Annotated in this window: 24 protein-coding genes and 1 pseudogene; 11 read left to right on the forward strand and 14 right to left on the reverse strand. The window is 67.5% G+C overall.

The window, feature by feature from the left end:
- Positions 1-8: 8 nt before the first annotated feature.
- The 3 genes and pseudogenes from A7G45_RS09705 to A7G45_RS09715 form a co-directional block, all read right to left on the reverse strand.
- Positions 9-1,187: pseudogene (locus tag A7G45_RS09705) on the reverse strand (SLC13 family permease); the annotation flags it as partial.
- A complete protein-coding gene (locus tag A7G45_RS09710) occupies positions 1,130-2,065 on the reverse strand; it encodes an MBL fold metallo-hydrolase (protein WP_260936314.1) in 936 nt (311 codons plus the stop codon). The gene A7G45_RS09710 and the pseudogene A7G45_RS09705, both read right to left, overlap by 58 nt.
- Positions 2,065-2,823, reverse strand: a complete 759-nt coding sequence (locus A7G45_RS09715) for a LamB/YcsF family protein (protein WP_260936319.1) — start codon at positions 2,821-2,823, stop codon at positions 2,065-2,067. The genes A7G45_RS09710 and A7G45_RS09715 overlap by 1 nt, the downstream gene beginning before the upstream one ends.
- A gap of 24 nt (positions 2,824-2,847) precedes the next feature.
- Here A7G45_RS09715 and A7G45_RS09720 point away from each other — a divergent pair, with 24 nt between their 5' ends.
- Positions 2,848-3,648: a sulfurtransferase gene (locus A7G45_RS09720; RefSeq protein ID WP_260936322.1), complete on the forward strand. Its 801-nt coding sequence runs from the start codon at positions 2,848-2,850 to the stop codon at positions 3,646-3,648.
- A 19-nt stretch (positions 3,649-3,667) separates the two neighbouring features.
- Here the strand turns inward: A7G45_RS09720 and A7G45_RS09725 are convergent, their stop codons facing one another.
- The 3 genes from A7G45_RS09725 to A7G45_RS09735 are packed head-to-tail and all read right to left on the reverse strand — an operon-like array spanning position 3,668 to position 6,235.
- On the reverse strand, positions 3,668-4,510 hold the full coding sequence (locus A7G45_RS09725; protein ID WP_043400032.1) for a metal ABC transporter permease: 843 nt from the start codon (positions 4,508-4,510) through the stop codon (positions 3,668-3,670).
- Positions 4,503-5,315, reverse strand: a complete 813-nt coding sequence (locus A7G45_RS09730) for a metal ABC transporter ATP-binding protein (protein ID WP_260936327.1) — start codon at positions 5,313-5,315, stop codon at positions 4,503-4,505. The genes A7G45_RS09725 and A7G45_RS09730 overlap by 8 nt, the downstream gene beginning before the upstream one ends.
- Positions 5,316-5,335: 20 nt before the next feature.
- Positions 5,336-6,235: a metal ABC transporter solute-binding protein, Zn/Mn family gene (locus tag A7G45_RS09735; RefSeq protein WP_260936329.1), complete on the reverse strand. Its 900-nt coding sequence runs from the start codon at positions 6,233-6,235 to the stop codon at positions 5,336-5,338.
- A 97-nt stretch (positions 6,236-6,332) separates the two neighbouring features.
- Here A7G45_RS09735 and A7G45_RS09740 point away from each other — a divergent pair, with 97 nt between their 5' ends.
- Positions 6,333-7,433: an Rv3575c family transcriptional regulator gene (locus tag A7G45_RS09740; protein WP_260936330.1), complete on the forward strand. Its 1,101-nt coding sequence runs from the start codon at positions 6,333-6,335 to the stop codon at positions 7,431-7,433.
- On the opposite strand, the gene otsB is transcribed toward A7G45_RS09740, so the two are convergent.
- Both otsB and kstR read right to left on the reverse strand, forming a co-directional pair.
- Positions 7,430-8,173, reverse strand: coding sequence for a trehalose-phosphatase (gene otsB / locus A7G45_RS09745; RefSeq protein ID WP_260936332.1), 744 nt, complete (start codon positions 8,171-8,173; stop codon positions 7,430-7,432). The genes A7G45_RS09740 and otsB overlap by 4 nt on opposite strands.
- A gap of 3 nt (positions 8,174-8,176) precedes the next feature.
- Positions 8,177-8,842, reverse strand: a complete 666-nt coding sequence (gene kstR, locus A7G45_RS09750; RefSeq protein ID WP_043400021.1) for a cholesterol catabolism transcriptional regulator KstR — start codon at positions 8,840-8,842, stop codon at positions 8,177-8,179.
- A 195-nt stretch (positions 8,843-9,037) separates the two neighbouring features.
- On the opposite strand from kstR, the gene A7G45_RS09755 reads away from it, so the two are divergent.
- Entirely contained in the window at positions 9,038-11,146 is a 2,109-nt protein-coding gene (locus A7G45_RS09755; RefSeq protein WP_260936339.1) for an acyl-CoA dehydrogenase family protein, read from the forward strand.
- Here the strand turns inward: A7G45_RS09755 and A7G45_RS09760 are convergent.
- Positions 11,143-11,997, reverse strand: a complete 855-nt coding sequence (locus A7G45_RS09760) for a helix-turn-helix domain-containing protein (protein WP_260936342.1) — start codon at positions 11,995-11,997, stop codon at positions 11,143-11,145. The two genes, A7G45_RS09755 and A7G45_RS09760, sit on opposite strands and share 4 nt — an antisense overlap.
- A gap of 208 nt (positions 11,998-12,205) precedes the next feature.
- On the opposite strand from A7G45_RS09760, the gene A7G45_RS09765 reads away from it, so the two are divergent.
- Positions 12,206-13,576 (forward strand): hypothetical protein, encoded by a 1,371-nt coding sequence (locus tag A7G45_RS09765; protein WP_260936346.1) that lies wholly within the window; start codon positions 12,206-12,208, stop codon positions 13,574-13,576.
- 75 nt (positions 13,577-13,651) lie between these two features.
- On the opposite strand, the gene A7G45_RS09770 is transcribed toward A7G45_RS09765, so the two are convergent.
- Positions 13,652-14,506, reverse strand: a complete 855-nt coding sequence (locus tag A7G45_RS09770) for a LysR family transcriptional regulator (protein WP_260936349.1) — start codon at positions 14,504-14,506, stop codon at positions 13,652-13,654.
- Positions 14,507-14,577: 71 nt separating this feature from the next.
- Here A7G45_RS09770 and A7G45_RS09775 point away from each other — a divergent pair, with 71 nt between their 5' ends.
- Entirely contained in the window at positions 14,578-15,582 is a 1,005-nt protein-coding gene (locus tag A7G45_RS09775) for a bile acid:sodium symporter family protein (RefSeq protein ID WP_260936352.1), read from the forward strand.
- Positions 15,583-15,592: 10 nt separating this feature from the next.
- On the opposite strand, the gene A7G45_RS09780 is transcribed toward A7G45_RS09775, so the two are convergent.
- Entirely contained in the window at positions 15,593-16,210 is a 618-nt protein-coding gene (locus A7G45_RS09780) for a TetR/AcrR family transcriptional regulator (protein ID WP_260936354.1), read from the reverse strand.
- Positions 16,211-16,293: 83 nt separating this feature from the next.
- On the opposite strand from A7G45_RS09780, the gene A7G45_RS09785 reads away from it, so the two are divergent.
- Positions 16,294-16,782 (forward strand): Rv1443c family protein, encoded by a 489-nt coding sequence (locus A7G45_RS09785; protein ID WP_260936356.1) that lies wholly within the window; start codon positions 16,294-16,296, stop codon positions 16,780-16,782.
- Here A7G45_RS09785 and A7G45_RS09790 read toward each other — a convergent pair.
- Positions 16,743-17,507, reverse strand: coding sequence for an amidohydrolase family protein (locus tag A7G45_RS09790; RefSeq protein WP_260936359.1), 765 nt, complete (start codon positions 17,505-17,507; stop codon positions 16,743-16,745). The genes A7G45_RS09785 and A7G45_RS09790 overlap by 40 nt on opposite strands.
- An 85-nt stretch (positions 17,508-17,592) precedes the next feature.
- Here A7G45_RS09790 and A7G45_RS09795 point away from each other — a divergent pair, with 85 nt between their 5' ends.
- Positions 17,593-18,051 (forward strand): MarR family winged helix-turn-helix transcriptional regulator, encoded by a 459-nt coding sequence (locus A7G45_RS09795; protein ID WP_260936361.1) that lies wholly within the window; start codon positions 17,593-17,595, stop codon positions 18,049-18,051.
- Positions 18,052-18,104: 53 nt separating this feature from the next.
- On the opposite strand, the gene A7G45_RS09800 is transcribed toward A7G45_RS09795, so the two are convergent.
- Together A7G45_RS09800 and A7G45_RS09805 are read right to left on the reverse strand one after the other, a co-directional pair.
- Positions 18,105-18,677 (reverse strand): hypothetical protein, encoded by a 573-nt coding sequence (locus tag A7G45_RS09800; RefSeq protein ID WP_260936364.1) that lies wholly within the window; start codon positions 18,675-18,677, stop codon positions 18,105-18,107.
- A 22-nt stretch (positions 18,678-18,699) separates the two neighbouring features.
- Positions 18,700-19,761, reverse strand: a complete 1,062-nt coding sequence (locus A7G45_RS09805) for a ferredoxin--NADP reductase (protein ID WP_260936367.1) — start codon at positions 19,759-19,761, stop codon at positions 18,700-18,702.
- A gap of 154 nt (positions 19,762-19,915) precedes the next feature.
- On the opposite strand from A7G45_RS09805, the gene hsaA reads away from it, so the two are divergent.
- From hsaA to A7G45_RS09825, 4 genes are read left to right on the forward strand one after another with little or no spacing between them, the layout of a single operon-like run.
- A complete protein-coding gene (hsaA, locus tag A7G45_RS09810; protein WP_133763993.1) occupies positions 19,916-21,106 on the forward strand; it encodes a 3-hydroxy-9,10-secoandrosta-1,3,5(10)-triene-9,17-dione monooxygenase oxygenase subunit in 1,191 nt (396 codons plus the stop codon).
- 15 nt (positions 21,107-21,121) lie between these two features.
- The gene (gene hsaC / locus A7G45_RS09815) at positions 21,122-22,024 is read left to right on the forward strand and encodes an iron-dependent extradiol dioxygenase HsaC (protein ID WP_260936373.1); all 903 of its coding nucleotides are present in this window, start codon (positions 21,122-21,124) and stop codon (positions 22,022-22,024) included.
- Positions 22,025-22,034: 10 nt separating this feature from the next.
- The gene (gene hsaB, locus A7G45_RS09820; RefSeq protein ID WP_260936374.1) at positions 22,035-22,604 is read left to right on the forward strand and encodes a 3-hydroxy-9,10-secoandrosta-1,3,5(10)-triene-9,17-dione monooxygenase reductase subunit; all 570 of its coding nucleotides are present in this window, start codon (positions 22,035-22,037) and stop codon (positions 22,602-22,604) included.
- 7 nt (positions 22,605-22,611) lie between these two features.
- Positions 22,612-23,943, forward strand: coding sequence for an MFS transporter (locus tag A7G45_RS09825; RefSeq protein WP_276554758.1), 1,332 nt, complete (start codon positions 22,612-22,614; stop codon positions 23,941-23,943).
- Position 23,944 lies beyond the last annotated feature (1 nt).

The raw sequence follows: 23,944 nt of genomic DNA on the forward strand, positions 1-23,944 counted from the left end.
CTCCCGTATCAGTGCATCCCCAACAACGAACAGCCCAACCATAATCCGGTCACGGCCAAAACCAGCGTGACCGGCACGGTGACCAGCCCGACGGCCGTGAACTCCCGGGCCCGCGCGGTCATCTCTGGGCGGACCACGTTGCGCCACAACAGGTTCGACAGCGATCCGGGGTAGGTCAGATTGGGGCCGATGTTCACCCCGATGAGCACCGCCAGCACCGCGACGGGGCCGCCGGCGGCGACCAGGGGCAGCAGCACCAGCACCGCGGGCAGGTTGTTGATCAGATTCGACAGCACCGCCGCCACCGCGGCGATGCCGAGCAGCGCCGGCAGCGTGGTGCCGTGCGGCAGCAGCGCAGACACCGCGCCACCCAGGCCGAGGTCCAGTACCGCGCTCACCAGCACACCCAGCGCCAGCACCGCGACGAGGAACGGCACGTTGGCTGCCCGCACGATGCCGAAGACCGTCTCGTGACCGCGGACGACGGCCCGGATCGCGAGCACCGCGGCGCCGGCGAACGCGGCCCACGCCGGCGCCAATCCGAGTAGCGACGTCGCGCCGAAGCCGATGAGCGTCAGGATCAACACGGTCAGGACGAAGTACGGGATCTCCGGCGGGGGTGGGGCCGGCCGGTCCACCATGGCGACCCGTAGCTCACGCCGGAACAGCCACCGCAGCAACACGAATTCGGCCGCGACGGCGACCAGCCAGGGCAGCGTCATCGCCGCGGTGAAACTGGTGAAGCTCAGGCCCGCGGTCGAAAACGCCAGCAGATTGGTCAGATTCGACACCGGCAGCAGCAGCGACGCGGTGTTGGCCAGGTGCGCCGCGGCATAGCCGTGTGGCCGCGCCGGCACCCCGAGCGTGCGTGCGGTCGACAATACGACGGGCGTTAGCAGGACGACGGTGGCGTCGAGGCTCAGCACGGCGGTGGTCCCGGCCGCGATCAGGAACACGGTCGCCAGCAGCCGCCGGGCCGCGGATTGACCTGCGCCCCAGCTGTGCCGGGCCATGTACACGCCGGCGGCGTGAAACAGCCCTTCGTCGTCGCAGAGCTTGGCGAGCACCAGGACGGCGGCCAGGAATCCGACCACGGGCAGCAGTCGGCCGACCTCCTGCAGAGCGGTGTTCACAGCCAGGGATCGGCGCGTTGCCAGAGCGTCGGAAGATGCAGGGGCAGGCCATCTTCGGCGGCCAGGCGGCCCAGCACCCGCATCGAGACGTCCAGGTCGTCGCCCACGTAGGGCAGGGCGCGCAGCGGTTCGTGCAGGGGTCGGAAGAAGTCGTCCCAGTGCGTCAGCACCACGCGGCGCGCGCCGACGGTGCGGACCGTCTCGTTCCAGTAGTCGAGGAGATACTGCTCGGGCTGCAGGCCGAGTTGCCCGATCCCGAGGTACACCACGTCGGCGTGCTGCCCGGCCAGGGCGCCCGGCACGAACCCGGCGCTGCCGACGGCAAGCAGGCTGCGCCCGCTGGTGCGGTGCGCGATGAGCGTCGACCAGGCCTCGCCGCACTTGTACGCCGACGCCCGCACCGGCGGCACCACCGGGGCGGTGATGGTGCCGGGGAACCGGTCGGGCGGGCAGTGGTGACCGGTGAACAGCGTTACGTCGAAGGCGCCCAAGGCGATCGACTCGCCGGGGATGGCAACGGTCAGCTGGGAGTCGGTGAGCCCGCCGCCGCGGCCGATGAAGGCGGCCGAGGTGCCGCCGACCAGTTTCGCGCCGGTCCGCGCTGCGACGGCCGCGGAGTCCATGGCGTGGTCGAAATGGGTGTGCACCGGCAGCACCGCGTCCAGTCGGTCGATGCCGAGGCGGTGCAGGCAGCCATCAATGCGAGGTAGTGCCGGGCTCAACTTGCCCAATCCGACCGACAGGAGACTCGGCCGGGAGAAGAAGCCGTCGGTCAATAGGGCTGACGTCGAACCGGCCGGATCCGTCGCGGTGACCAGCATCGTGGTGACGCCCGCCCAGGTGACGGTCAGCGGCGAGCCGACGTCTGCGGCAGGCTGATCGAAGTAGCGGCTATAGGAGGCCAGGTCGGGCCGGCCAAGTTTCAGTCGCATCAGCAGAAGGCCTCGATCTGTACGTTCTCTGCGGTCAGGCGTTCGCGGACCGCGCGGGCGATGTCGACGGCGCCGGGCGAATCGCCGTGGACACAAATCGAATTCACGGTGATCTTGATGGTGGAGCCGTCGACGGCGGCAACCCGTCCCGCGGTCACCATGGAGGCCACCCGATCGGCGATGGTCGAAACGTTGTGCAGCACCGCATTGCGCCCTGTGCGCGGCACCAGTTGTCCGTCGGGGCGATACGAGCGGTCCGCGAAAGCCTCGGGCACGGTGCGCAATCCGAGCTCGCCGGCGGCGGCGAAGAATGCCGAACCGGCCAGCCCCAACACCGGCAGCGAAGGATCCACGGCATGCACCGCGGCGGCCACCGCGCGCGCCTGCGCGTGGTCGGTGACGATCGTGTTGTACAGGGCGCCATGGGGTTTGACGTAGCTGACGGTCGCCCCGGCGGCCTGGGCCAGGGCCTGCAAGGCGCCGATCTGGTAGATCACGTCGGCGGTGAGGTCATCGGAGCTGACGTCGATGTAGCGGCGGCCGAAGCCCGCCAGGTCGCGGTAGCCCACCTGCGCGCCGATCCGTACGCCGCGTTCGGCGGCGGCCCGGCAGACCCGCAGCAGCCCGGCCGGGTCGCCTGCATGGAACCCGCAGGCGATGTTGGCGCTGGTGACCAGATCGAGCATCGCGTCGTCGTCACCAAGGCGCCACACCCCGAAGCTTTCGCCGAGATCGGCATTGAGGTCCACCGCTGACATGTCTGCCAGCCTAGGCTTGCCGCCATGTCCACTCGTGACGACGTTCTCATCACCGCCTTCGGTCTGGCCCAGCTGATCGCCGCCGGCGACGTGACGCTGCTCGACGTGCGCTGGCAGCTGCCGAAGCCCGACGGCCGCGACGACTACCTGGCCGGGCACATTCCCGATGCGGTGTACGTCTCGCTGGAGGACGAGCTGTCCGACCACACCGTGACAGGGCGGGGCCGGCACCCGCTGCCGTCGGGTGCCGCGGTGCAGGAGGCCGGGCGCCGGTGGGGTGTGCGCCAGGGCGTGCCGACCGTCATCTACGACGACTGGAACCGCGCCGGCTCGGCTCGCGCCTGGTGGGTGCTGCGCGCCGCGGGCATCGAGAACGTCCGCATCCTGGACGGCGGGCTGGCGGCGTGGACCACCTCCGGTGGGCCGCTGGACCGTGGCGACGTCGAGCCGGAACCGGGCGACGTCACCGTCACCCACCAGGACCTCTACGCCGGTGCCATGCCCACCTTGACCGCCGATGAGGCCGCTGCGCTGGGGCCTCGTTTGGGTGACGTCCGCGCGCCGGAACGGTTCCGCGGCGACGTCGAACCCATCGATCCCGTGGCTGGACACATTCCGGGCGCGGTCAATCTGCCGAGCGTGCTGGCCGCCGACGGCACGCTGCGCACCGACGGCGCCGACGTGGACGCTGTCTATTGCGGATCTGGCGTCACCGCGGCGGTGGCGGTGGCCGCGCTGGCGGCTGCGGGTCGAGAGGTGGCGCTGTTCCCCGGCTCGTGGTCGCAGTGGAGCAACGAGCCCGGACGACCGGTGGGGCGAGCGTAGCGAAGGGTGGTTGGTTCTGCTACCGGCGACTGACTCGTCCCGCGCCCCAGCACAGCAGGTAGATACCGAACGAGATCGACGTCACGAAGACCGACACCGGGACGCCCGGCGCCAGTGACAGCACGATGCCGCCGACTGCGGCGATCTCGGCGAACACCACCGACGCCACCATCGTGGTGATGGGGGAGCTGAACACCCGGCCCGCCGCGGCGGCGGGGGTGATCAACAGCGACATCACCAGCAGTGCCCCGACGATCTGCACGCCCTGGGCAGCCGCGACGCCGACCAGTGCGGCGAACACGATGCCCAGCGCCCGCACCGGAACCCCGCGTGCGGCAGCCACTTCCGGGTCGGCGGTGGCGAACAGCAGCGGCCGGTAGCAGGCCGCGAGGATCGCGACCACCAGCACGGTGACCACTGCCAGCAGCGTCAGACCCGAATAGCCGACGCCGACGATCTGCCCGGTGAGCAACGCGAAACTGGTGCCGGTCCGGCCGGGATAGAGGTGGATGAACAAGACGGCCAGGCCCAGGCCGAAGGCCAGCACGACGCCGATGGCCGAGTCCCGTTCCCGCGACCGCTGCCCCAGGATGCCGAAAAGGATTGCCGCCAGGGCACTTCCGACCAGGGCGCCGAGGCCGACGTTGAGCCCGGTCAGCAGCGCGAACGCGGCGCCGGTCAGGGACAGCTCGCTGGAACCGTGCACCGCGAACGACATCTGCCGCATCACGATGAACGGACCGATCAGGCCGCCGAGCAACGCCAGCAGCGCCGCGGCCAGTACCGCCTGCTGGACGAAGTCACGGCTCAGCAGGTCCGCGGTCAGCGCGGGGTTCCAAAAGGCATTCACAGCCTCATTCATGACAATGCCCGCTCGCATGCTCAGAGTTGTCGACGCCCGCACCGTCCTGGCCGACCACGACGTACTGGCCGCCGATCCGCGCGACCTGGATGTCGGCGCGGTACAGCGCGGACAGCGTCTCGGACGTCATGACCTCCTCGACGGTGCCGATCCGGAAGCGGCCGTCGACCAGGTACAGCACCCGGTCCACGTACTGCAGCACGGGATTGACCTCATGGGTGACGAACAAGACGGCGGTGCCGGCGTCCTTGCGGCGCTGGTCGATCAGGCCCGACACCAGCTTCGCGTTGGCCGGGTCGAGGTTGAGCAGCGGTTCGTCGCACAGCAGCAGCGCGGGATCGGAGGCCAGGGCCTGCGCGATGCGGACTCGCTGCAGTTCGCCGCCGGACATCACCGACACCGGGACGTCGGCCAGCCGGGCGCCGTCGACCTGGCCCAGGGCCTGGGTCACCACGGCGCGCCGCTGTGCCCGCTTCCGTGGGCCGGCGAAACCCCAGCGGTGCCCGTCGCAGCCGAGCCCGACCAGATCGCGGCCGCGCAGCGTCAGCCCGGTGTCCAGTGAGCGGTGTTGGGGGACATAACCGATGGCGCCGGTGGTGGTCATCCGGCCGGCCGTCAGCAGCTGTTGGCGCAGCAGCACCTTGAGCAGTGAGGTCTTGCCGGTGCCGTTCGGGCCGAGCACCGCGATGAATTCGCCGCGGCGCACCGTCAGATCCAGCCGGTCCCACAGCACGCGGTCACCGAATGACAGCCGCGCGCCGGTCAGTTCGGCGACCGCCGTGGTGGACGAGGGATCAGTAGGCACGGGTTACAAATTATCTCGGCTTATCGCGCCGCAACGGCTGCGGTATCCAACTGGTGTGCCAGTGCCTCGGCGGTCTGGCGCTGCCAGGTCAGGAAGTCCTGTCCGGCGGGCAGCGTCTCGGTGACCTCGACGATGGGCAGTGCCGCTTTGCGGGCGGCATCCTGCAGTTGCTTGGTGACGGCGGTCTCGGTCTGCTTGTTCACCACCAGCGCGTCGACCTGGTGGCCGTTGATCAGGTCGAGCACGGCGGCCACGTCGGCCGGGGCGGGGTCGTGGCCTTCTTCGGCGGCGGCGGCGAACCCGTGCGGGGTGCGGTCGACGACGCCGGAGGCGGACAGCAGGTAGTGCGCGACGGGTTCGGTGGAGACCACCGCGCTGCCGGGATGCTTCTGCCCGATGGCGTGCTCGGTCGCGGCGATTTCGTCGGTCTTCTTGCCGAATTCCGCGGCATTGGCCCGGTATGCGTCGGCGTGCGCGGGATCGGACCCGGCCAGGTCGTCGGCGATCTTGGTGGCGACGGCCTTGGCCACCGCCATGTTGTAGAAGACGTGCTCGTTGGCCTCGCCCGCCGCGCTGTGCGGCAGCAGCGAGTACGCATCCACGGTGGTGACGTTCTTGTGGTTCTTCAACACGTCGTCGGCCCAGTGGTCGTAGCCGCCGCCGTTGATGACGACCAAGGTGGCGTCGGCGATGGCTGCGGCGTCGGCCGGGCTCGCTTCGAACGAATGCGGGTCGGCGGCGTCGTTGGTGAGGATCGCCTTGACGTCGGCATGCCCGCCGGCGACCGCGGTGGCGACGCTGCCCCACACGTTGGTGGTGGCGACGACCTTCGCCGAACGGGCGGAGTCGCCTTGCGACCCGCAGGCGGCGATGGTCAGCGCGGTGAGGGCGGACAGGGCGATGAGGCTGGTCCGGGTCATGGCGGCTCCTGCGGGCTAGTGTTAATGAAAACCGTTTGCAATAAATCTAGTGCACCATTGCCTTGCGGCGCGAATCGGATGCGCTAGCGTCACAAAGATGCCGAGGAGTCCGAACCCGAGGCGTCGGGCCACCCTGGCCTCGCTGGCTGCCGAGTTGAAGGTCTCGCGCACCACGATCTCCAATGCCTACAACCGGCCCGACCAGCTCTCCCCAGAGCTGCGTGAGCGGGTGCTCGCCGCGGCCAAGGAGATGGGCTACGCCGGCCCCGACCCGGTCGCACGCTCCCTGCGCACCCGAAAGGCCGGCGCCTTCGGACTGATCATCACCGAGTCGCTCAACTACTCGTTCCGCGACCCGGCGGCGCTGGATTTCGTTGCCGGGCTTGCCGAATCGTGCGAGGAGGCCGGGCAGGGCCTGCTGCTGGTGGCGGCCGGCCCGAATCGGTCGGTCGAGGAGGGTGCCGCGGCGGTGCTCTCCGCCGGGGTCGACGGGTTCGTGGTCTACGCCGCCTCCGACGACGATCCCTACCTGGCGGTGGTGCAACAGCGCGGCGTCCCGATCGTCATCGTCGACCAGCCCAAGGACGTCCAGGGGGCCTCCCGGGTCTGCATCGACGATCGGGCGGCCATGCAGGAGATCGCGGAATATGTTGTGGGACTTGGTCATCGGGAGATCGGCCTACTGACGATGCGGCTCGGGCGGCACTGGCCGCACGGCGATGCGCAGTCGGCCGTCGCGGACCCGGAGCGGCTCACCTCGCAGCATTTTCACGTGCAGTGCGAACGGATTCTCGGTGTCCGCGACGCGATGGCGGGCGCCGGGCTGAACCCCGATGCCCTGACCGTGGTGGAGACCTACGAGCATTTGCCGAGTTCCGGCGGGTCCGCTGCCGCTGTTGCGCTGCAAGCCAATCCGCGCATCACCGCATTGATGTGCACCGCCGACGTGCTGGCCCTCTCGGCCATGGACCACCTGCGGTCCCGCGGCATCTACGTGCCGGGCCAGATGACCGTCACCGGATTCGACGGCGTCCCCGAGGCGTTGGCCCGCGGGCTGACGACCGTGGCCCAGCCGAGCCTGGAGAAGGGCCGGCGGGCCGGATACCTGTTGAACAATCCGCCGCGGTCGGGGATCCCGGCGATCGAGGTGCTCGGCACCGAGCTGGTCCGCGGCCGCACCTCGGGCCCACCGGCCTAACGCGCGCGGCGCCCCGCCAGGTACGCCAGCGCCTCCGCGACGTCCTCGGGGGAGTCGATGCGGTACTGCGCGGCCGACGGTCCCGGACCGACCTTCACCCCGACGTCGCCGTCGCGCAGCCGGGCAAAGGCCTTCTCGTCGGTGACGTCGTCGCCCAGGAACACCACGGCGGTCGCGTCGTCGCGCTCCCGCAGCGCATCGATGGCCGAGCCCTTGTTGGTGGTGATCACCGCGAACTCCAGCACCGCCTTGCCCTCGGTGGCTTCGGCGGTCCATTGCGTGCCGGCCGTCCGCGCGGCGGCCAGCGCCGCGTCGCCGTCGTCAGCCGAGGCGTTGCGCACGTGCAGGGCGACGCTGGCAGGTTTGGTCTCGACATTCACGCCCGGATACCGACTTGCGATCTCGGTGAGCGAATCGACGATCTGGGCCAGCAGCGCGCCGTCGACGGTCTGGGTGAACCCGGTGTCGAACTCGGCACCGTGGCTGCCGACCAGATGTACCGACGCGGGCATGCCGGAGAGTTCGCGCAGGACCTCCAGCGCACGGCCCGACACCAGCGCGACGAAGGTGTGCGGCAGGTCCGCCAACGCCAGCAGGGCGGCAGACCCGGCAGGCAACGCGCGCGCGTCGGCAGGGTTGTTGACGATCGGCGACAGGGTGCCGTCGAAATCGGAGGTGACGAGCAGTCGGGGCGTCGCGGCCACGGTGTCGAGCGCCGCGATCAGATCAGCCGGGAGCACCGGTCAGATATTAGGTTGCTCCCCGTCACCGATCAGCAGGCGCACCGCCAGATCGAGCCGCTTGCTGACGTCGGTGGCCGACGCGCGACGGGTCAGCCAGGCCAGCAGGTTCGACAGCCAGACATCGGAGATGACGCGGGCGATGTGGTACTGGTCCTCGGTGGGCTCGCCCTCGCTCATGGCGCGGGCGAACATCGAGTCCATCAGCTTGCCGACGTGATCAACCTCACCGGCCGCGGACGCGTCCGCGAACACGAATGCGCGCGTCATGGCCTCGGTCAGCAGCGGATTGCGCTGCATCGACCGGTTCAGCTTGCCGACCATCGCATTGAGCCGCTGGTACGGCGTGCCGCCGGTCAGCGCGGCGCGATCGGTCTTGGCGTCGATGCGCTCGAACTCGCGGCCCAGCGCGGACACCAGCAGGTGCACCTTGGACGGGAAGTAGCGGTACAGCGTGCCCACGGCGACGTCGGCGCGTTCTGCCACCGCACGCATCTGAACAGCCTCGTAACCGCCCTTTGAGGCGATGGCCAAGGTGGCGTCGAGGATGCGCTTGCGGCGCTCGCGCTGCGCTTCGGATCCGAGTTCGGATTCGGCGAGTACAGCCATGGTCGTCACCTCCCTCGGGCGAACGGCGGAATCGGATTCAGGTGTTGCTGGCGTCGGCATGCCGCGGTCAGCTCCTTCGGGTAGCGCATTGGGTGAAAACGATACGCAAAGTGTGCGGTAATTTCCCACCTCCAGGCGCCCCGGGACACCCAAGTGTCCTGCTGTAATGGCGATCGACTTGACGTCTGATTGCTGTCACCATTAGAACACGTTCTAGTGAGAAGCGTGTTCTTCTCGCCCAAACGCTAGGAGCGCATGGTGTCCATCACTTCCACAACTATCGACTCTGAGCGGGCCGAGGTCCGCGAAATGGTCCGTAGCTGGGCTGTCGCGTCGGGTTCCATTGATGCGGTCCGGGCTGCCGAGGATGACAACGCTAACTCCTGGCGTGGCCCGTACGACGGTCTGGTCGAACTAGGGACCTTCGGCGTCGCGGTGTCCGAGGACCTCGGCGGCGCCGGTGGATCGATCGCGGACCTGTGCGTGATGGTCGATGAAGCCGCCGCCGCACTCGTGCCCGGTCCGGTGGCCACGACCGCTCTGGCAACTCTGGTGATCACCGACGCCGCGCTGCTGGAGGCGCTGGCCTCCGGGCAGCGCACCGCCGGCCTGGCCCTGAGCTCCGACATCGCCTTCGACGGCCAGTCCGCGACCGGCACCGCCAAGTTCGTGCTGGGCGCCCTGCCCGACGGCCTGCTGATCCTGCCCGCCGGCGACGTCTGGCTGTTGGTGGACGCCACCGCGCCCGGCGTCACGGTCACGCCGCTCGAGGCCACCGATTTCTCCCGCCCGCTGGCCCGGGTCGAGCTGGACGGCGCTGCGGCGACCGTCATCGACGCGCCGGTGGCCGACCTGGCCGTGACCGTGCTGGCCGCAGAGGCCGCCGGTCTGGCCCGCTGGCAGCTGCAGACGGCTGCCGAATACGCCAAGGTGCGTGAGCAGTTCGGCAAGCCGATCGGCAGCTTCCAGGCGGTCAAGCACATGTGCGCCGAGATGCTGCTGCGCTCGCAGCAGGTCGCGGTCGCCGCGAGCGACGTCGCCGAAGCCGCTATCGACGGTGATGCCACGCAGCTGTCCATCGCCGCGGCGGTGGCCGCCGCGGCCGCCATCGACGCTGCGAAACACAATGGGCGCGACTGCATTCAGGTGCTCGGTGGCATCGGCTTCACCTGGGAGCACGACGCGCACCTGTACCTGCGGCGCTCGTACGCCACCGCGCAGATCCTCGGCGGCCACGGCATCTGGCTGCGCCGGGTGGCCGCGCTGACCCGCTCGGGGCTGCGCCGCCAGCTGCACGTCGACACCGGCGAAGCCGAGTTGACCCGTCCCGAGATCGCCGCCGCGGTGGCCCAGATCGCCGCGCTGCCCGTCGAGAAGCACCAGGCCGCGCTGGCCGAGGCCGGCCTGATGGCGCCGCACTGGCCCGCGCCGTACGGTCGCGCCGCGTCGCCGGGCGAGCAGCTGGTGATCGACGACGAGCTCAGTGTCGCAAGCGTTGTGCGCCCGGACATTTCGATCGGATGGTGGGCCGCGCCGACCATCCTTGGTCACGGCACTCCCGAGCAGATCGACCGCTTCATCCCCGGCACCCTGACCGGTGACGTGTACTGGTGCCAGCTGTTCAGTGAGCCCGGCGCCGGCTCGGACCTGGCGGCGCTGCGGACCAAGGCCGTGAAGGTCGACGGCGGCTGGAAGCTGACCGGCCAGAAGGTGTGGACCTCCAACGCGCACCGCGCCAACTGGGGAATCTGCCTGGCGCGCACCAACCCTGACGCGCCGAAGCACAAGGGCATCACCTACTTCGTCGTCGACATGAGCTCGCCCGGCATCGACATCCGTCCGCTGCGCGAGATCACCGGCGAGGCGCTGTTCAACGAGGTGTTCCTGGACGACCTGTTCGTGCCGGACGACTGCGTGATCGGCCCCGTCGACGGCGGCTGGGCGCTGGCCCGCACCACGCTCGCCAACGAGCGCGTCGCCATGGCGGCCGGTGGCGCGCTGGACAAGGGCATGGAGCACTTGCTGGACGTGCTCGGCGACCGCGAGCTGGACGCCGCCGACGCGGAACGCCTTGGCGCACTGATCGTTGCGGCCCAGGTTGGTTCGCTGCTGGATCAGCTGACGGCGCAGATGGCCGTCGGCGGCCACGACCCGGGTGCCCCGTCGAGCGTGCGCAAGCTGATCGGTGTGCGCTACCGCCAGGCCCTGGCCGAGACGATCATGGATGCCCAGGACGGTGCGGGTATCGAGGATTCGCCGGACGTCCGGTACTTCTTGAACACCCGCTGCCTGTCGATTGCCGGTGGCACCGAGCAGATCCTGTTGACCGTGGCCGGCGAGCGCCTGCTGGGTCTGCCGCGCTAGCGGCCCCTGCGGAAGTCTCGCGGGGTCAGGCCGACGCGCTGCCGGAATGTGGTGGCGAAGTGGTTGGGTGTCGAAAATCCAACCGCGGCACTGATTTCGGTGATCGACAGCCGCGTCGAGGACAGTAGCGTCTTCGCCCGGTCGATGCGGCGGTCGAGCAGGAACTGGTACGGCGTCGTGTGAAACGCGGCCCGGAACGCCTTGATGAACGTCGCCACCGACATCTGGGCAAGGCGCGCAAGCGATTCCAGGCTGATGTCGGATTCCAGGCTGTTCTCCAGGAACTCGACGATCGACGCCCGCGCTGACGGGTGCAGGGCGTCGCGTTCGGCGTCCGGCGGTGGCGCGACCGTGTAGGTGTCCCGGATCAGCAATCGCAGTGTCTCGCCGGCGGAATCGAGCAGTAGCCGGGCCAGGGCGTCGTCGCGGCCAGCGACGCTGCGCATCTTGGTCACCAACGCCAGCATCAGTGGATCGTGATGCTTGCGCCGGGGCACGTGCACGACCTCGCCCAGTGCGTTCTCGGGTATCGAGATTTCGCAGAAGCCCGAGATGTCGCCGGTGACGACCGACGTGCAGCGCACGCCTGCCGGCACCACCCAGGTATCGCCGATGCGCGGCAGCGTGCGATCGGTCGGGCCCCAGTCCAGGTTGGCCTCCATCGACCGGAGTTCACCGTGCCGGTGGATGTAGATGAGGTGCCGACTCGAATCGTGGCAACACCAGTCGGTGGTGCGTTCGATCCGCTCGGTCGCGAACCGCAGCGACATACTGCGACTGTCGACGGACCTCTCGCCGACCACGATGCGAGGCGTCATGGGCCGGTCGTCGTTCCATGGCTTGAGGGCCACGCCGAACCTCCGGGGTATCCAGCTTGGCCACGATCATGCGCCGTGATTTGTCGGCTCGTGACGGCTTTCTCGAAAGATTCTGTGTAAAACCTGCGAGCCCGTCAATAGAAATTAGAACTTGTTACAGATTCCGAATGTTTGTTTTCGGCTTGGTCACTACCGTCTGCGCGGCCAGAAGTGCTGACACCCCAGAGTCCAAGGAGAATCTATGGCATTCGAGTTGCGCCGATATTCGACGGCGGGAATCGCAGTCGCGACCGCCGGCGTCATCGCCATCAGTCCACTGACGGTCCCGCCGCCACAACTTCATCTGGCGGCACCGTCGAGCTTGGTGTCGACGCGGACCGTCGACCTCACCGCGTTCGTCAACCCGATCGCGGCTTGGGGCGACGTACTGACAACTACGGTCGGTGACATCGGGAAACTTGGTCAGGCGTACGCCGCCGACCCGTTCCCGATTGTTCGTCAGGTCATTGCCAATCAGGTCGGCTACGCGCAGCAGATCATCTCGATCGGTGAGCAGATGGGCAATGGATTGCGCTTCTGGGCAAACCGCGCGCCTGGGGTGTTCCGGACCTCTTTGCAGCAGTTGGCCTCGGGTCAGTTCTACAACGGCGTGACTGGCCTCTACGGCTTGGCGCTCAGCGGGGTGTTCGGCGTCATGTTCCCCCTGCTGCAGTTCGACATTCCCAAGAAGATCGCCCAGAACGTCACCAACGTCATCGGCAGTCTCAGCACCGTCGGCGTGCAACTGGCCGTTGGCGCGTTGTCGACGATGGGTCAGGGAGTGCAGGCGTTCGCCGACACTGGCCAGAAATTCCTCGACGCGGTCAAGGCCGGAGACGGGGCCACGGCCGTCAGCGAGGTGATCAACTTTCCGGCGACCATGGTCAATGCCGTGCTGAACGGATATGGACCGTTCAAGGGTCAGTCCGGCGTCTTCGGAACCAACGGGTTTGTCGCTCAGGTCATCAATGCCCTCAAGACGATCGCCAACGCGATCAAGCCTCCGGCCCCGAACACCCCGGTCGCGGCGACAGCCGACGGCCCGGCGGCTGTGCCGGCTGCGGCAGATATGGCGAGTAAGGCCCTGGCGCCGGCCATCAAGCCGGCGGCCACCGCGGCGGTCAAGGTCGGCGACGCCGACAAGGTGTCGGCGAGTCCGGCGAAGTCGAAAGCGTCTGTGACCAAGGAGGATCCGAAGCCTGCGACCCCGGTCGTGACCGAGGCTCCGGAAACGCAGCCGGTGAAGGTCGCGGAGCCGGTGAAGGTCGCGGAGCCGACGAAGGTCGACACGTCCACTCCCGCTGCGGAACCGGTGTCAGCCGAACCGGCCAAGGTCGAGACCACGAAACCGGTTCACCAGGACAGCACCAAGGCCGAACCCGGCACCAAGGCCGAATCCGGCGCCAAGCCGTCGGGCGCAACCTCGTCGGACTCCGATTCGGCAGGCAAGACGGACAAGCCGGCTAAGAAGGCCGAGAAAGCACAGAACGCGCCGAAGGCCCCGAAGGTCGCGAAGACCGGTAAGCAGGGGAAAGCGGCGTCGTCGACGCATCAGGCGGCCAACGCCGGCTGATCGGGGGCGAGATCGGCGAAATGGTTGCGAAAGCCGTTCGGTAAGCGACCATTTCGTCGATCTCGGCCGAGTTCTTCAGCGCCGCATGCGATGTGCGCCGGCGACGATGGCGTCGTGCAGCGCGACCTCGGCTTCGGACGGCGTGCTGCGCCGGTGCAGCAGGACGAACTCCAGATGGCCGAGATTCGGCAGTCGGCTGTCGGTGAGCGGTTGAAGCCCTGGCGGCAGAACCGATTCGGAATGGGCGATGATGCCGAGTCCGGCAAGTGCCGCGGCCTGCAGGCCGAGCAGACTGTCGCTGACGCACGCGATGCGCCAGCTGCGGCGCTCACGTTCCAGTTCACGTAGTGCGACGTGGCGGGTCAGGCTCGGCGGTGGGTAGGTCACGATCGGCACCGGGTCGGTGATGTCGGTCAGACCGGGCCGGCCGGCCCACACGAGGCGGTCTCGCCACAGCAGTTCGCCGTGTTGCTCGCCGGGCAGCCGTTTGGCCACCATCAGGTCCAATTCGCCTGCGGCCATTCGGGTTTTGAGGTTCTCGCTCAGGCCCACCACCAGCTCCAGGTCGACGCCGGGATAGGACCGCCTGAACTCGACCAGCACGTCGGAGAGCATCCGGCCGACCAGATCGTCGGAGGCGCCGAGCCGGATCAGGCCCGTGGGTTGCGATTCGGAGAAATAGCGGTCGGCTTTGGCTTGTGCGTCCAGGATGTCGTGCGCGAAGCCCACCATCGCCGCGCCGTCGGCGGTGAGCGCCAGATTGCGGGTATCGCGCCGGAACAGCTCGCGGCCGACGGCCTGCTCCAGCCGTGCGATGTGGCCGCTCACCGTCGATTGACGGAGCCCCAGCAGGTGGCCGGCGGCAGTGAATCCGCCGGCGCGGTCGACTGCGAGGAAGGTGCGCAGCAGCTCGGGGTCGAACACATTCATCACGATATCCGGTTAGAGATATCAGATCTATCGCCTAGCGCTATGAGTTGGCAGAGCAGTACGTTCTTCCCGTGAACCTGCTCGCCAAGCTCCGCATCGACGGCTTCCTGCTCGGGCTGTTCGCGGCGATGGCCATCGGCGTGCTGCTGCCGGCCCGTGGTGACGCAGGTCAGGCAGTCGAGACGGCGACCAAGGTCGCGATCGCCGTGCTGTTCCTGCTGTACGGCACTCGCCTGCACCCGCGTGAGGCGCTCGAGGGGCTGAAGCATTGGCGGCTGCACACCACGGTGCTGGCCGCGACCTTTGTCCTGTTCCCGCTCCTCGGGCTGGCGATGAAGCTGCTGGTGCCGTCGGTGCTGACCGACGAGCTCTACACCGGCATGCTGTATCTGTGCCTGCTGCCGTCCACGGTGCAGTCGTCCATCGCATTCACCTCAATCGCCCGTGGCAATGTCGCGGCGGCTGTCGTGAGCGCATCGGCCTCGAACCTGCTGGGCATCTTCCTCACCCCGCTGTTGGTGACCCTGCTGATGCAGACCACCGGCGCTGCCACGGTGTCGGCGAACTCCGTCCTGGAGATCGTCGTGCAGCTGTTGCTGCCGTTCCTCGCCGGTCAGCTGCTGCGGTCCAAGCTGCACCGGGTGCTGTCTCACACCACTCTCACCAAGGTCGTCGACCGCGGTTCGGTCTACCTCGTCGTGTACGCGGCGTTCAGCGCCGGTATGGCCGAACACATCTGGACGGGAATGAAGGTCACCAATGTGCTCGCGGTGATCGCAGTCAGCGTGGTGTTGCTTGCGGTGGTGCTCGGCATCACCGCGGGGGTGGCGCGGTTGTTGAAGTTCGACCGTGCCGACCGCATCGTGATCATCTTCTGTGGATCGAAGAAGAGCCTCGCGACCGGGTTACCGATGGCCACCGTGCTGTTCGCCGGCCACCCGGTGGGCCTGATTGTGTTGCCGCTGATGATCTTCCATCAGATCCAGCTCATCACCTGCGCGACTTTGGCCGCTCGGTGGGGACGTCAGGCCGACGCCGCGGCGTCGGAACAGGATCTCGCGGCCGCGCGGAGCTGAACCGAAATCGTCACTCGCCCCGCAGATATGCGGTGAGCATCGCGACGATCGAATCCTCCAACTGCCGTGCGTCGGCGGGCTGCGCGCAGGCAATGAGCCGGTGGGTTAGCGACTCGATGGTCGCGACCGTCATCCGGGCCGCGAATTTCAGATCGGGGACCCGAACCTCGGGATGTCGGGCGAGCAGAGCGTATGCGGCCGCCACCGCGGTTTCTTCGGCATCGCGCAGCCGGGCCAGGAGCGCGGGTGACCGGGGTGCCTCCGCGAACAACACCTGATGCAGATGTGGATCGTCCCGGTGGTTGTCGATGGTCGCGCGCGTGAACAGCCGCAGTTGGTCCTCGAGCGCGGCCGGTACCCCCGCCGCCGCCCGTGCCGTCAACAGTGCCGCCCCGGCATCGATGTGGGCATCGGTGAGCGCGGCCAGGATCGCGTCCTTGTTCGGAAAGTATTGGTAGAGCGAGCCGATCGAGATGTTCGCGGCCTCGGCAATGCGATTGGTGGTGCCGCCGCGGTAGCCGAACTCGGCGAAAACGCGAGCAGCCGCATCGAGAATCCGTTGCCGGGTCTCGGCAGATCGTTGTTGTTTCGGCTGCTTGCGGGCGCGAAACCGATCCGGTGGTGCCACGGTCACCTCCGCGCGGAAAGCGAGTAGTCACCGGCTTCTCACCGGCGGATGATTAGGTGACCCTAACTCAAAGGAGCGTCATCGTGAAGACGGTGTACATCGAGTCCGAGCTGTCCGCCGACCTGGATCGGGTATGGCGCGACATGCAGCTGCCGGCGACCTTCCTGTACCTGTGCCGAGGTCTGTTCGGGGTGCCGGCGCTCGCCGGCCGCACCGAGCCGCTACACGCGGGGGAGCGCGGGACCGGCTGGCTCATGGCATTTCACGTGCTGCCCGCCTACCGGCACACCATCGAAGTGCTGTCGGTCGACGAGGCCACACACACCATTCGCACCCATGAGTACGGCGGGCGGATCAGGTCGTGGAATCACACTCTGCACGCCGAGTCGATCGGCCCGGGGCGGTGCCGGTATGCCGACACCATCGACATCGATGCCGGGTGGTTCACCGGTGTGGTCGCGCTGGGCGCGGCCAGCATCTTCCGCTACCGGCATCGCCGGTGGCACAAGCTGATTCGATCCCAGGTGACGAATCAGACGCCGAAAATCCGGGCCGCATTCCCGCCGAGATAGAGTTCGCGCGCCTCGGTGTCGAGGTTCAGCTCGTCGAGTCGCTCCAGGCAGCGCTGCGCGGACAGCATCGGCCAGTTGGTCCCGAAAAGCACTCGGGTGCGGCCGGATCCGCGCAGGTAATCCACCAATGCCGGGGGCAGGCGGTGCGCGGCGTAGGCGGAGGTGTCGATATGGAAGTTCGGAAACTTCTTGGCCAGGAACAACACTTCGTCGATCCACGGTGCTCCGACGTGGCCGCCGATGACCACGAGTTCCGGGAATTCGAGTAAGACCGTTTCCAGATAGGGGATCGGCCGGCCGGGCTCGGACGGGCACAGTGGGCCGGTGTGCCCGATCTGCGTACAGAACGGGATGCCGAGTTCGACGCAGGCCTGCAGCAGAGGATAGTAGCGGCGGTCGTTCGGTGGCAGGTTCCACAACCACGGGACGACGCGCAGGGCAACCATGCCCAGATCGGTTACCGCACGCCGTAATTCACGGACGGCATCCACCGGGCGGGTGAGGTCCACGGAGGCGACGCCCGCGAATCGGTCGGGGTGCGCGCGGACGTGTGCCGCCGTCTCGTCGTTGTCGATGAGTGCGCCGTACGGCCCGACCCACGCACACAACAGCGACTTCTCGACGCCGGCGTCGTCCATCGCTTTCAGCGTGACGTCGATGGGCAGGGCCGGTAGATCTTCTTGGCGCGTCCAGCGCAGCAGTGGCTGCAGCCACTGCTGGCGCATGAACAACTCGTTCGGTTGTTGGGACCACGCGTCGATAACTCGTGTCATCCCTCAATTACTTCACTAGTGAAGTAATAATGCAAGGGTGAATTCGAAGAACAGGTCGCCGGCCGGCAGGCGGCGCGCGTATTTCCAGCTGCAGACCGTCGCGCAGCGGCTGCGCACCACCGCCGACCGGCTGTTCGTCGAAGAGGCCGGCATCACCACAGCGCAGGCTGCCGCGCTGATGCTGATCGTGAGCCATGCCGGGTGCCGGCAGTCGCTCGTCGCGGCGCAGCTCGGCCAGCGGGAGTCGGCGGTCACGGCGATGGTCGGACGCCTCGAGAAGGCGGGGTTCGTCGAACGCCGGCCCAGCGAGAGCGACGGCCGCGCCTGGGAACTGTGGCCCACCGACGCCGGCGCGGATGCCCTGCGCCGGCTGGATTCCGCGCTGGCGACCGTCAACGGCTACATCGACGAGGCCATCGGGGTCGACGATGTCGATGGCCTCGTCGACGCGCTGCAACGGCTTAGCGAGCTGCTCGAATCCGACCGCCGAGAGTGAAGTAGATAGCGAAGAATTCGCGAAAGTTCGCGATCTACTTCACGTTCGGCGACTCAGAAGTGGGTGGTGGCGCAGGCTGTCGGCGTGGTGAGGTTCACCCCTGGGTAGGTGACCTGAATGTCCGCGCAGGCAATGAAATTGGACTCGGTGTTCGGCCTGCCGGTCCGGACGTCGAGCGGCAGCGAGGTGCCGTCGACCGCGAACTCCTCGAACGTGCCGCCGCCGTTGAAGGTGACCGAAACCAAAGCGCTGTTCTGGGACTTGAGCTGCCGCGAGTTCACCGGGCCGTTCCACGAGCCACGGTTGATAGGCGGCGCGCCGGTCGGTGCGCTGTACGAGACGTCCTGGTACACGTTCCGGTTGGCGCTGCGCAGCGTGATGTTCTCGCGAGCCCAGGTATTCGGCGGCAGCGGAACCGGATTGCCACCGACCACCAGGTTCGTGGCGGTGTTGAAGGTGCACGCACCTCCCGAGCACTGCGCGGTCACGTGAATCTGAATCTTGGTGCCCTCGTCGACCGGCACGAAGGCGTCCGCTGAATTGACTGCGGCAGCAGCCGTCACGGGGGACATCAGGGCGGTCGCGGTCAGCACAGCGGCCGCACTTGCTGCAGTAAGCCGGTTCACAGTCAAGAAAGTAATCCGTTCGCTACTCGTCGTAGGTGACTTCGACGGAATCCGTCTTGGGCACCGCTTGGCATCCGAGGATGAGGCCCTCTTCGAGGTCGGACGGCTCCAACACGTCGTTGATGGCCATGTCGACGTCGCCCTTCTTCATCAGCACCGCACACGCTCCGCAGTGCCCCTCGCGGCAGGAGAACGGTGCGTCCAGTCCCTTGTCGAGCAGCACGTCGAGCAGTACGGCATTGCGCGGCCAACGCAGCTCGTGCGTCTCGCCGTCGAGCGTGACGATTGCGGTGGCCGGGCCCTCATCGCTGTCATCTTCGGCGAGCACGACAGCTGCGAACGGGTCGGAGTCCAGTGACTGGAACACCTCGAGATGGACATTGCTCTTGTCGGCGCCGGATTTGAGCAGCGCTTCCTCGGTGGCGGCCATGAACGGCGCCGGGCCACAGATGAAGGCCTCGCGCGTGACGTAGGGCGCCAGCTGGGTGGCCAGGATGGTCGGGTTGGGCAGCCCCTGCACCGACTCCAGCCAATGCACGACGGACAGCCGGTCGGGGTACAGCGAGGTCAGCTCGCGCAGCGCCTTGCCGAAGATCACCGAGTTCTCATTGCGGTTGGCGTAGAACAGCGTCACCTTTCCGGTGCCCTCGGACAGTGCGGACTTGAGGATCGACAGCATCGGGGTGATGCCGCTACCGCCGGCCAGCAGCAGGAAGTCGGCGTCCAGGTTCTTGGGGACGAAGGTGCCGGACGGCGCCAGCACGTGCATCCGCATGCCGACATGCGCGTTGTCGCACAGCCAGTTCGACGCGTAGCCGTCGGCGGTGCGTTTGACCGCGACGGTCAGCGCATCGTCGGCGTACGGCGAACTGCACAGCGAGTAGCAGCGGGCGACGGATCCGGTGCGGGTGCTGGGGACGCGCAGGGTCAGGAATTGACCGGGGGAGTACTTCAGCCGGTCTGCCGGGATGTCGCTGCCGTCAGGCGTCTTGAACACCAACACACGTGCGTCGGCGGTCTCTGCGACGACGTCGGCCACCACAAGTTCCAGCACGTGGCTGCCCAGCGGCTCGTCCACAACCATCACCCTTCTTTCAAGCCAGCCCACGGTCACTAACTAGAACAGGTTATAGAAGCCCACTTTTGCGGGTCTACCTGCTGTAGGAGAGCCGTGCTCGACACAAATCGTAACGTGTTCTAATCTTCTGTCTAGATGACCACTCCCCGGGAGGCAATCCGTGACGTCAATTGAACAACGCGACGTGCAGGCCGTGCTGGCCGGTATCGACGACCTGTTGCCGGTGCTGCGCGAGCGCGCACAGCTGACCGAAGACCTGCGCCAGGTGCCGCAGGAGTCTATCGACAGTCTGAACGACATCGGCTTCTTCAAGCTGCTGCAGCCCGCCCAGTGGGACGGCCTCGAGGCCGATCCCACGCAGTTTTACGAGGCGGTCCGCCGCATCGCCAGCGCCTGCGGTTCCACCGGTTGGGTCGCGTCGATCATCGGCGTGCACAACTGGCACCTGGCACTGTTCGATCAGCAGGCCCAGGAAGACGTCTGGGGCGACGACTCCACCGTGCGCATCTCGTCGTCGTACGCGCCGATGGGTGCGGGTGTCGTGACCGAGACCGGTGACGGCTACATCGTCAACGGCGCCTGGAACTGGTCCTCGGGTTCGGAGCACGCCACCTGGGCGTTCCTCGGCGGCCCGGTGATCAAGGACGGCCGCCCGGTCGACTTCGGCAGCTTCCTGATCCCGCGCACCGAGTACACCATCGACGACGTGTGGAACGTGGTCGGCCTGCGTGGCACCGGTAGCAACACGGTCGTCGTCAAGGACGTCTTCGTGCCGCGACACCGCTTCCTGTCGTACAAGTCGATGAACGACGGCACCGCCGGCGGCTACCAGACCAACACCGCCCCGGTCTACAAGATGCCGTGGGGCACCGTGCACCCCACCACCATCTCGGCGCCGATCGTCGGTATGGCCTACGGCGCCTACGACGCGCACGTCGAGCACCAGGGCAAGCGCGTCCGTGCGGCGTTCGCCGGTGAGAAGTCCAAGGACGACCCGTTCGCCAAGGTCCGCATCGCCGAGGCCGCCAGCGACATCGACGCAGCGTGGCGTCAGCTGATCGGCAACGTCGCGGACGAGTACGCCCTGCTGGTCGCCGGCAAGGAGATTCCGTTCGAGCTGCGGGCCCGCGCCCGTCGCGACCAGGTGCGCGCCACCGGCCGCGCCATCGCGTCCGTCGACCGGCTCTTCGAGGCGGCCGGCGCCACCGCGCTGGCCAACGGCACTCCGCTGCAGCGCTTCTGGCGTGACGCCCACGCCGGTCGGGTGCACGCCGCCAACGAGCCCGAGCGGGCCTACCTGATCTTCGGCAACAACGAATTCGGTCTGCCGCCTGCAGACACCATGGTCTAAGGGGATATTCGGTCAATGACTGTGATCAAGGCCCTCGGCTACATGCGCATCGAGGCCACCGACATGGCGGCCTGGCGCGAGTTCGGGCTCAAGGTGCTCGGCATGATGGCGGGCGAGGGCACCAACCCTGACGCTCTCTACCTGCGGATGGACGACGTCGCGGCTCGCCTGGTGATCGTGCCGGGCGAGAAGGACCGGCTGCTGGCCTCGGGCTGGGAGGTCGCCGATGCGCCTGCCCTCGAGCAGCTGAAGGAAACCCTGACCGCGAATGGTGTCGCCTTCTCCGAGGGCACCAAGGACGAGCTGCTCGACCGCAAGGTCGAGGGCATGATCAGCTTCCAGGATCCCGCCGGCAACACCCTCGAGGTGTTCTACGGCATCCAGTACCTGGGTCGTCGTTTCGTCAGCCCCTACGGCCACAAGTTCGTCACTGCTGAGCAGGGCCTCGGACACGTCGTCCTGACCTGCGACGACGACGCCGCGGCTCAGGCGTTCTACCAGAACGTCCTGGGCTTCCGGCTGCGTGACTCGATGCGGCTGCCACCGCAGATCGCGGGCCGCCCGGCCGATGGCGACCCGGTGTGGCTGCGCTTCTACGGCTGCAACCCGCGTCACCACGCGCTGGCGTTCATGCCCATGCCCAACCCGACGGGCATCGTGCACCTGATGGTCGAGGTGGAGAACTCCGACGACGTCGGCCTCTGCCTGGACCGCGCCAACCGCAAGAAGGTCAAGATGTCGGCCACCCTCGGCCGGCACATCAACGACAAGATGCTGTCCTTCTACATGAAGACGCCGGGTGGCTTCGACATGGAATTCGGTTGCGAGGGACTCGAAGTCGAGGACGAGAGCTGGATCGCCCGCGAGAGCGTCGGCATCAGCCTGTGGGGCCACGACTTCAGCGTCGGGTTCAAGTAGGCTCCGGCCAATGACCGAGACACCGCAGATCGACCCCCGCACATTCCGAAATGTGCTCGGGCAGTTCTGTACCGGCATCACCGTCATCACCACCGTGCATGACGGTGTGCCGGTCGGTTTCGCCTGCCAGTCGTTCGCGGCGCTGTCGCTGGATCCCCCGCTGGTCCTGTTCTGCCCGACGAAGCACTCGCGGGCCTGGAAAGCGATCGAGGCCAGCGGCAAGTTCTGCGTCAACATGCTGCACGAGAACCAGCAGCACGTGTCGGCGCAGTTCGGTTCCCGGGCCGAGGACAAGTTCGCCGGAATCGGTTGGAGCCCTTCGGGATTGGGTTCCCCGGTGCTCGACGGCACGCTCGCGCACATCGACTGCGAGGTGCATTCCGTGCACGACGGCGGCGACCACTTCGTGGTGTTCGGCGCGGTGCAGTCGATGTCTGAGCCCCCGGCGGTCAAGCCCCGTCCGCTGCTGTTCTACCGCGGCGAGTACACCGGCATCGAGCCGGACAAGAACACCCCGGCGCAATGGCGCGATGATTTGGAGGCGTTCTTGACCACGACAACCGAGGACACCTGGCTATAGTCGCGCCATGAGCGCGCCGATCCGGTCCGGATTGCGTCGGGTTGTCCTGGCCTCCATGGCCGGCACCGTCGTGGAGTGGTACGAGTTCTTCCTGTACGGCACCGCTGCCACGATCGTGTTCAGCAAGGTGTTCTTCGGGCAGAGCGGCAGCGATCTCGACGCGATCTTCGCGGCCTTCGTCACCTACGCGGTGGGCTTTGTCGCGCGCCCGCTCGGCGGTGTGGTGTTCGGTCATTTCGGTGACAAGTTCGGCCGCAAGACGCTGCTGCAGTTCTCGCTGCTCCTGGTCGGTTCGGCCACCTTCCTGATGGGCTGCCTGCCGACCTTTGGGCAGATCGGTTATTGGGCACCGACCATGTTGGTGGTACTGCGGTTCATCCAGGGCTTCGCGGTCGGCGGCGAATGGGGCGGTGCGGTGCTCCTGGTCGCCGAGCACAGTCCCGCGCAGAGCCGGGGATTCTGGTCCAGCTGGCCGCAGGCCGGGGTGCCGGTGGGCAACATCCTGGCGACCGTCGTGCTGCTGACTCTGACCGGTACGTTGCCCGAATCGGAGTTCCTGTCGTGGGGCTGGCGGGTGGCGTTCTGGCTGTCGGCGGTGGTGGTGCTGGTCGGCTACTACATCCGCACCAAGGTGACCGATGCGCCGATTTTCGTTGCGGCGCAACAGGAAGCCGAGGCGTTCAAGGCATCGTCATTGAGCGTGGTGGAGGTGCTCCGGTACTACCCGGGCAAGGTGCTGACGGCCATGGGTCTGCGGTTCGCCGAGAACATCATGTACTACCTGGTGGTCACGTTCTCGATCACCTATCTGAAAGTGCATGCGGGCGTGAGCACTTCGTTGATCCTGTGGTACCTGCTGGTGGCCCACGCGGCGCACCTGGTGGCAATCCCGTTGGTGGGAAAGCTCTCCGACCGCATCGGCCGCCGGCCCGTGTACCTGATCGGGACGCTGCTCACCGCGGTTTGGGGCTTCGTCGCGTTCCCGATGATGGACAGCAAGCAGTACTTCGTCATCATGAGCGCGATCACCGCGGGCCTGGTGGCGCACGCCTTCATGTATGCGCCGCAGCCCGCGTTGATGTCCGAGATGTTCCCGACCCGGATGCGCTATTCCGGTGTGTCCCTTGGCTATCAGGTGACGGCGATCTTCGCCGGTTCACTCGCGCCGATCATCGCGGTGCGGTTGTTGAAGGACTTCCACTCGTCGGTGCCGATCGCGCTGTATCTGGCGGGGGCCTGCGTGGTGACGCTGGTCGCGCTGGCGTTCGCCAAGGAGACCAAGGGGATCGATCTGGCCGACGTGGACCGCGCCGACAGCGAGCGAGCAGTGGTCGGGTGAG

The organism is Mycolicibacterium llatzerense (assembly GCF_025331195.1).
GTDB classification, from domain to species: domain Bacteria; phylum Actinomycetota; class Actinomycetes; order Mycobacteriales; family Mycobacteriaceae; genus Mycobacterium; species Mycobacterium llatzerense.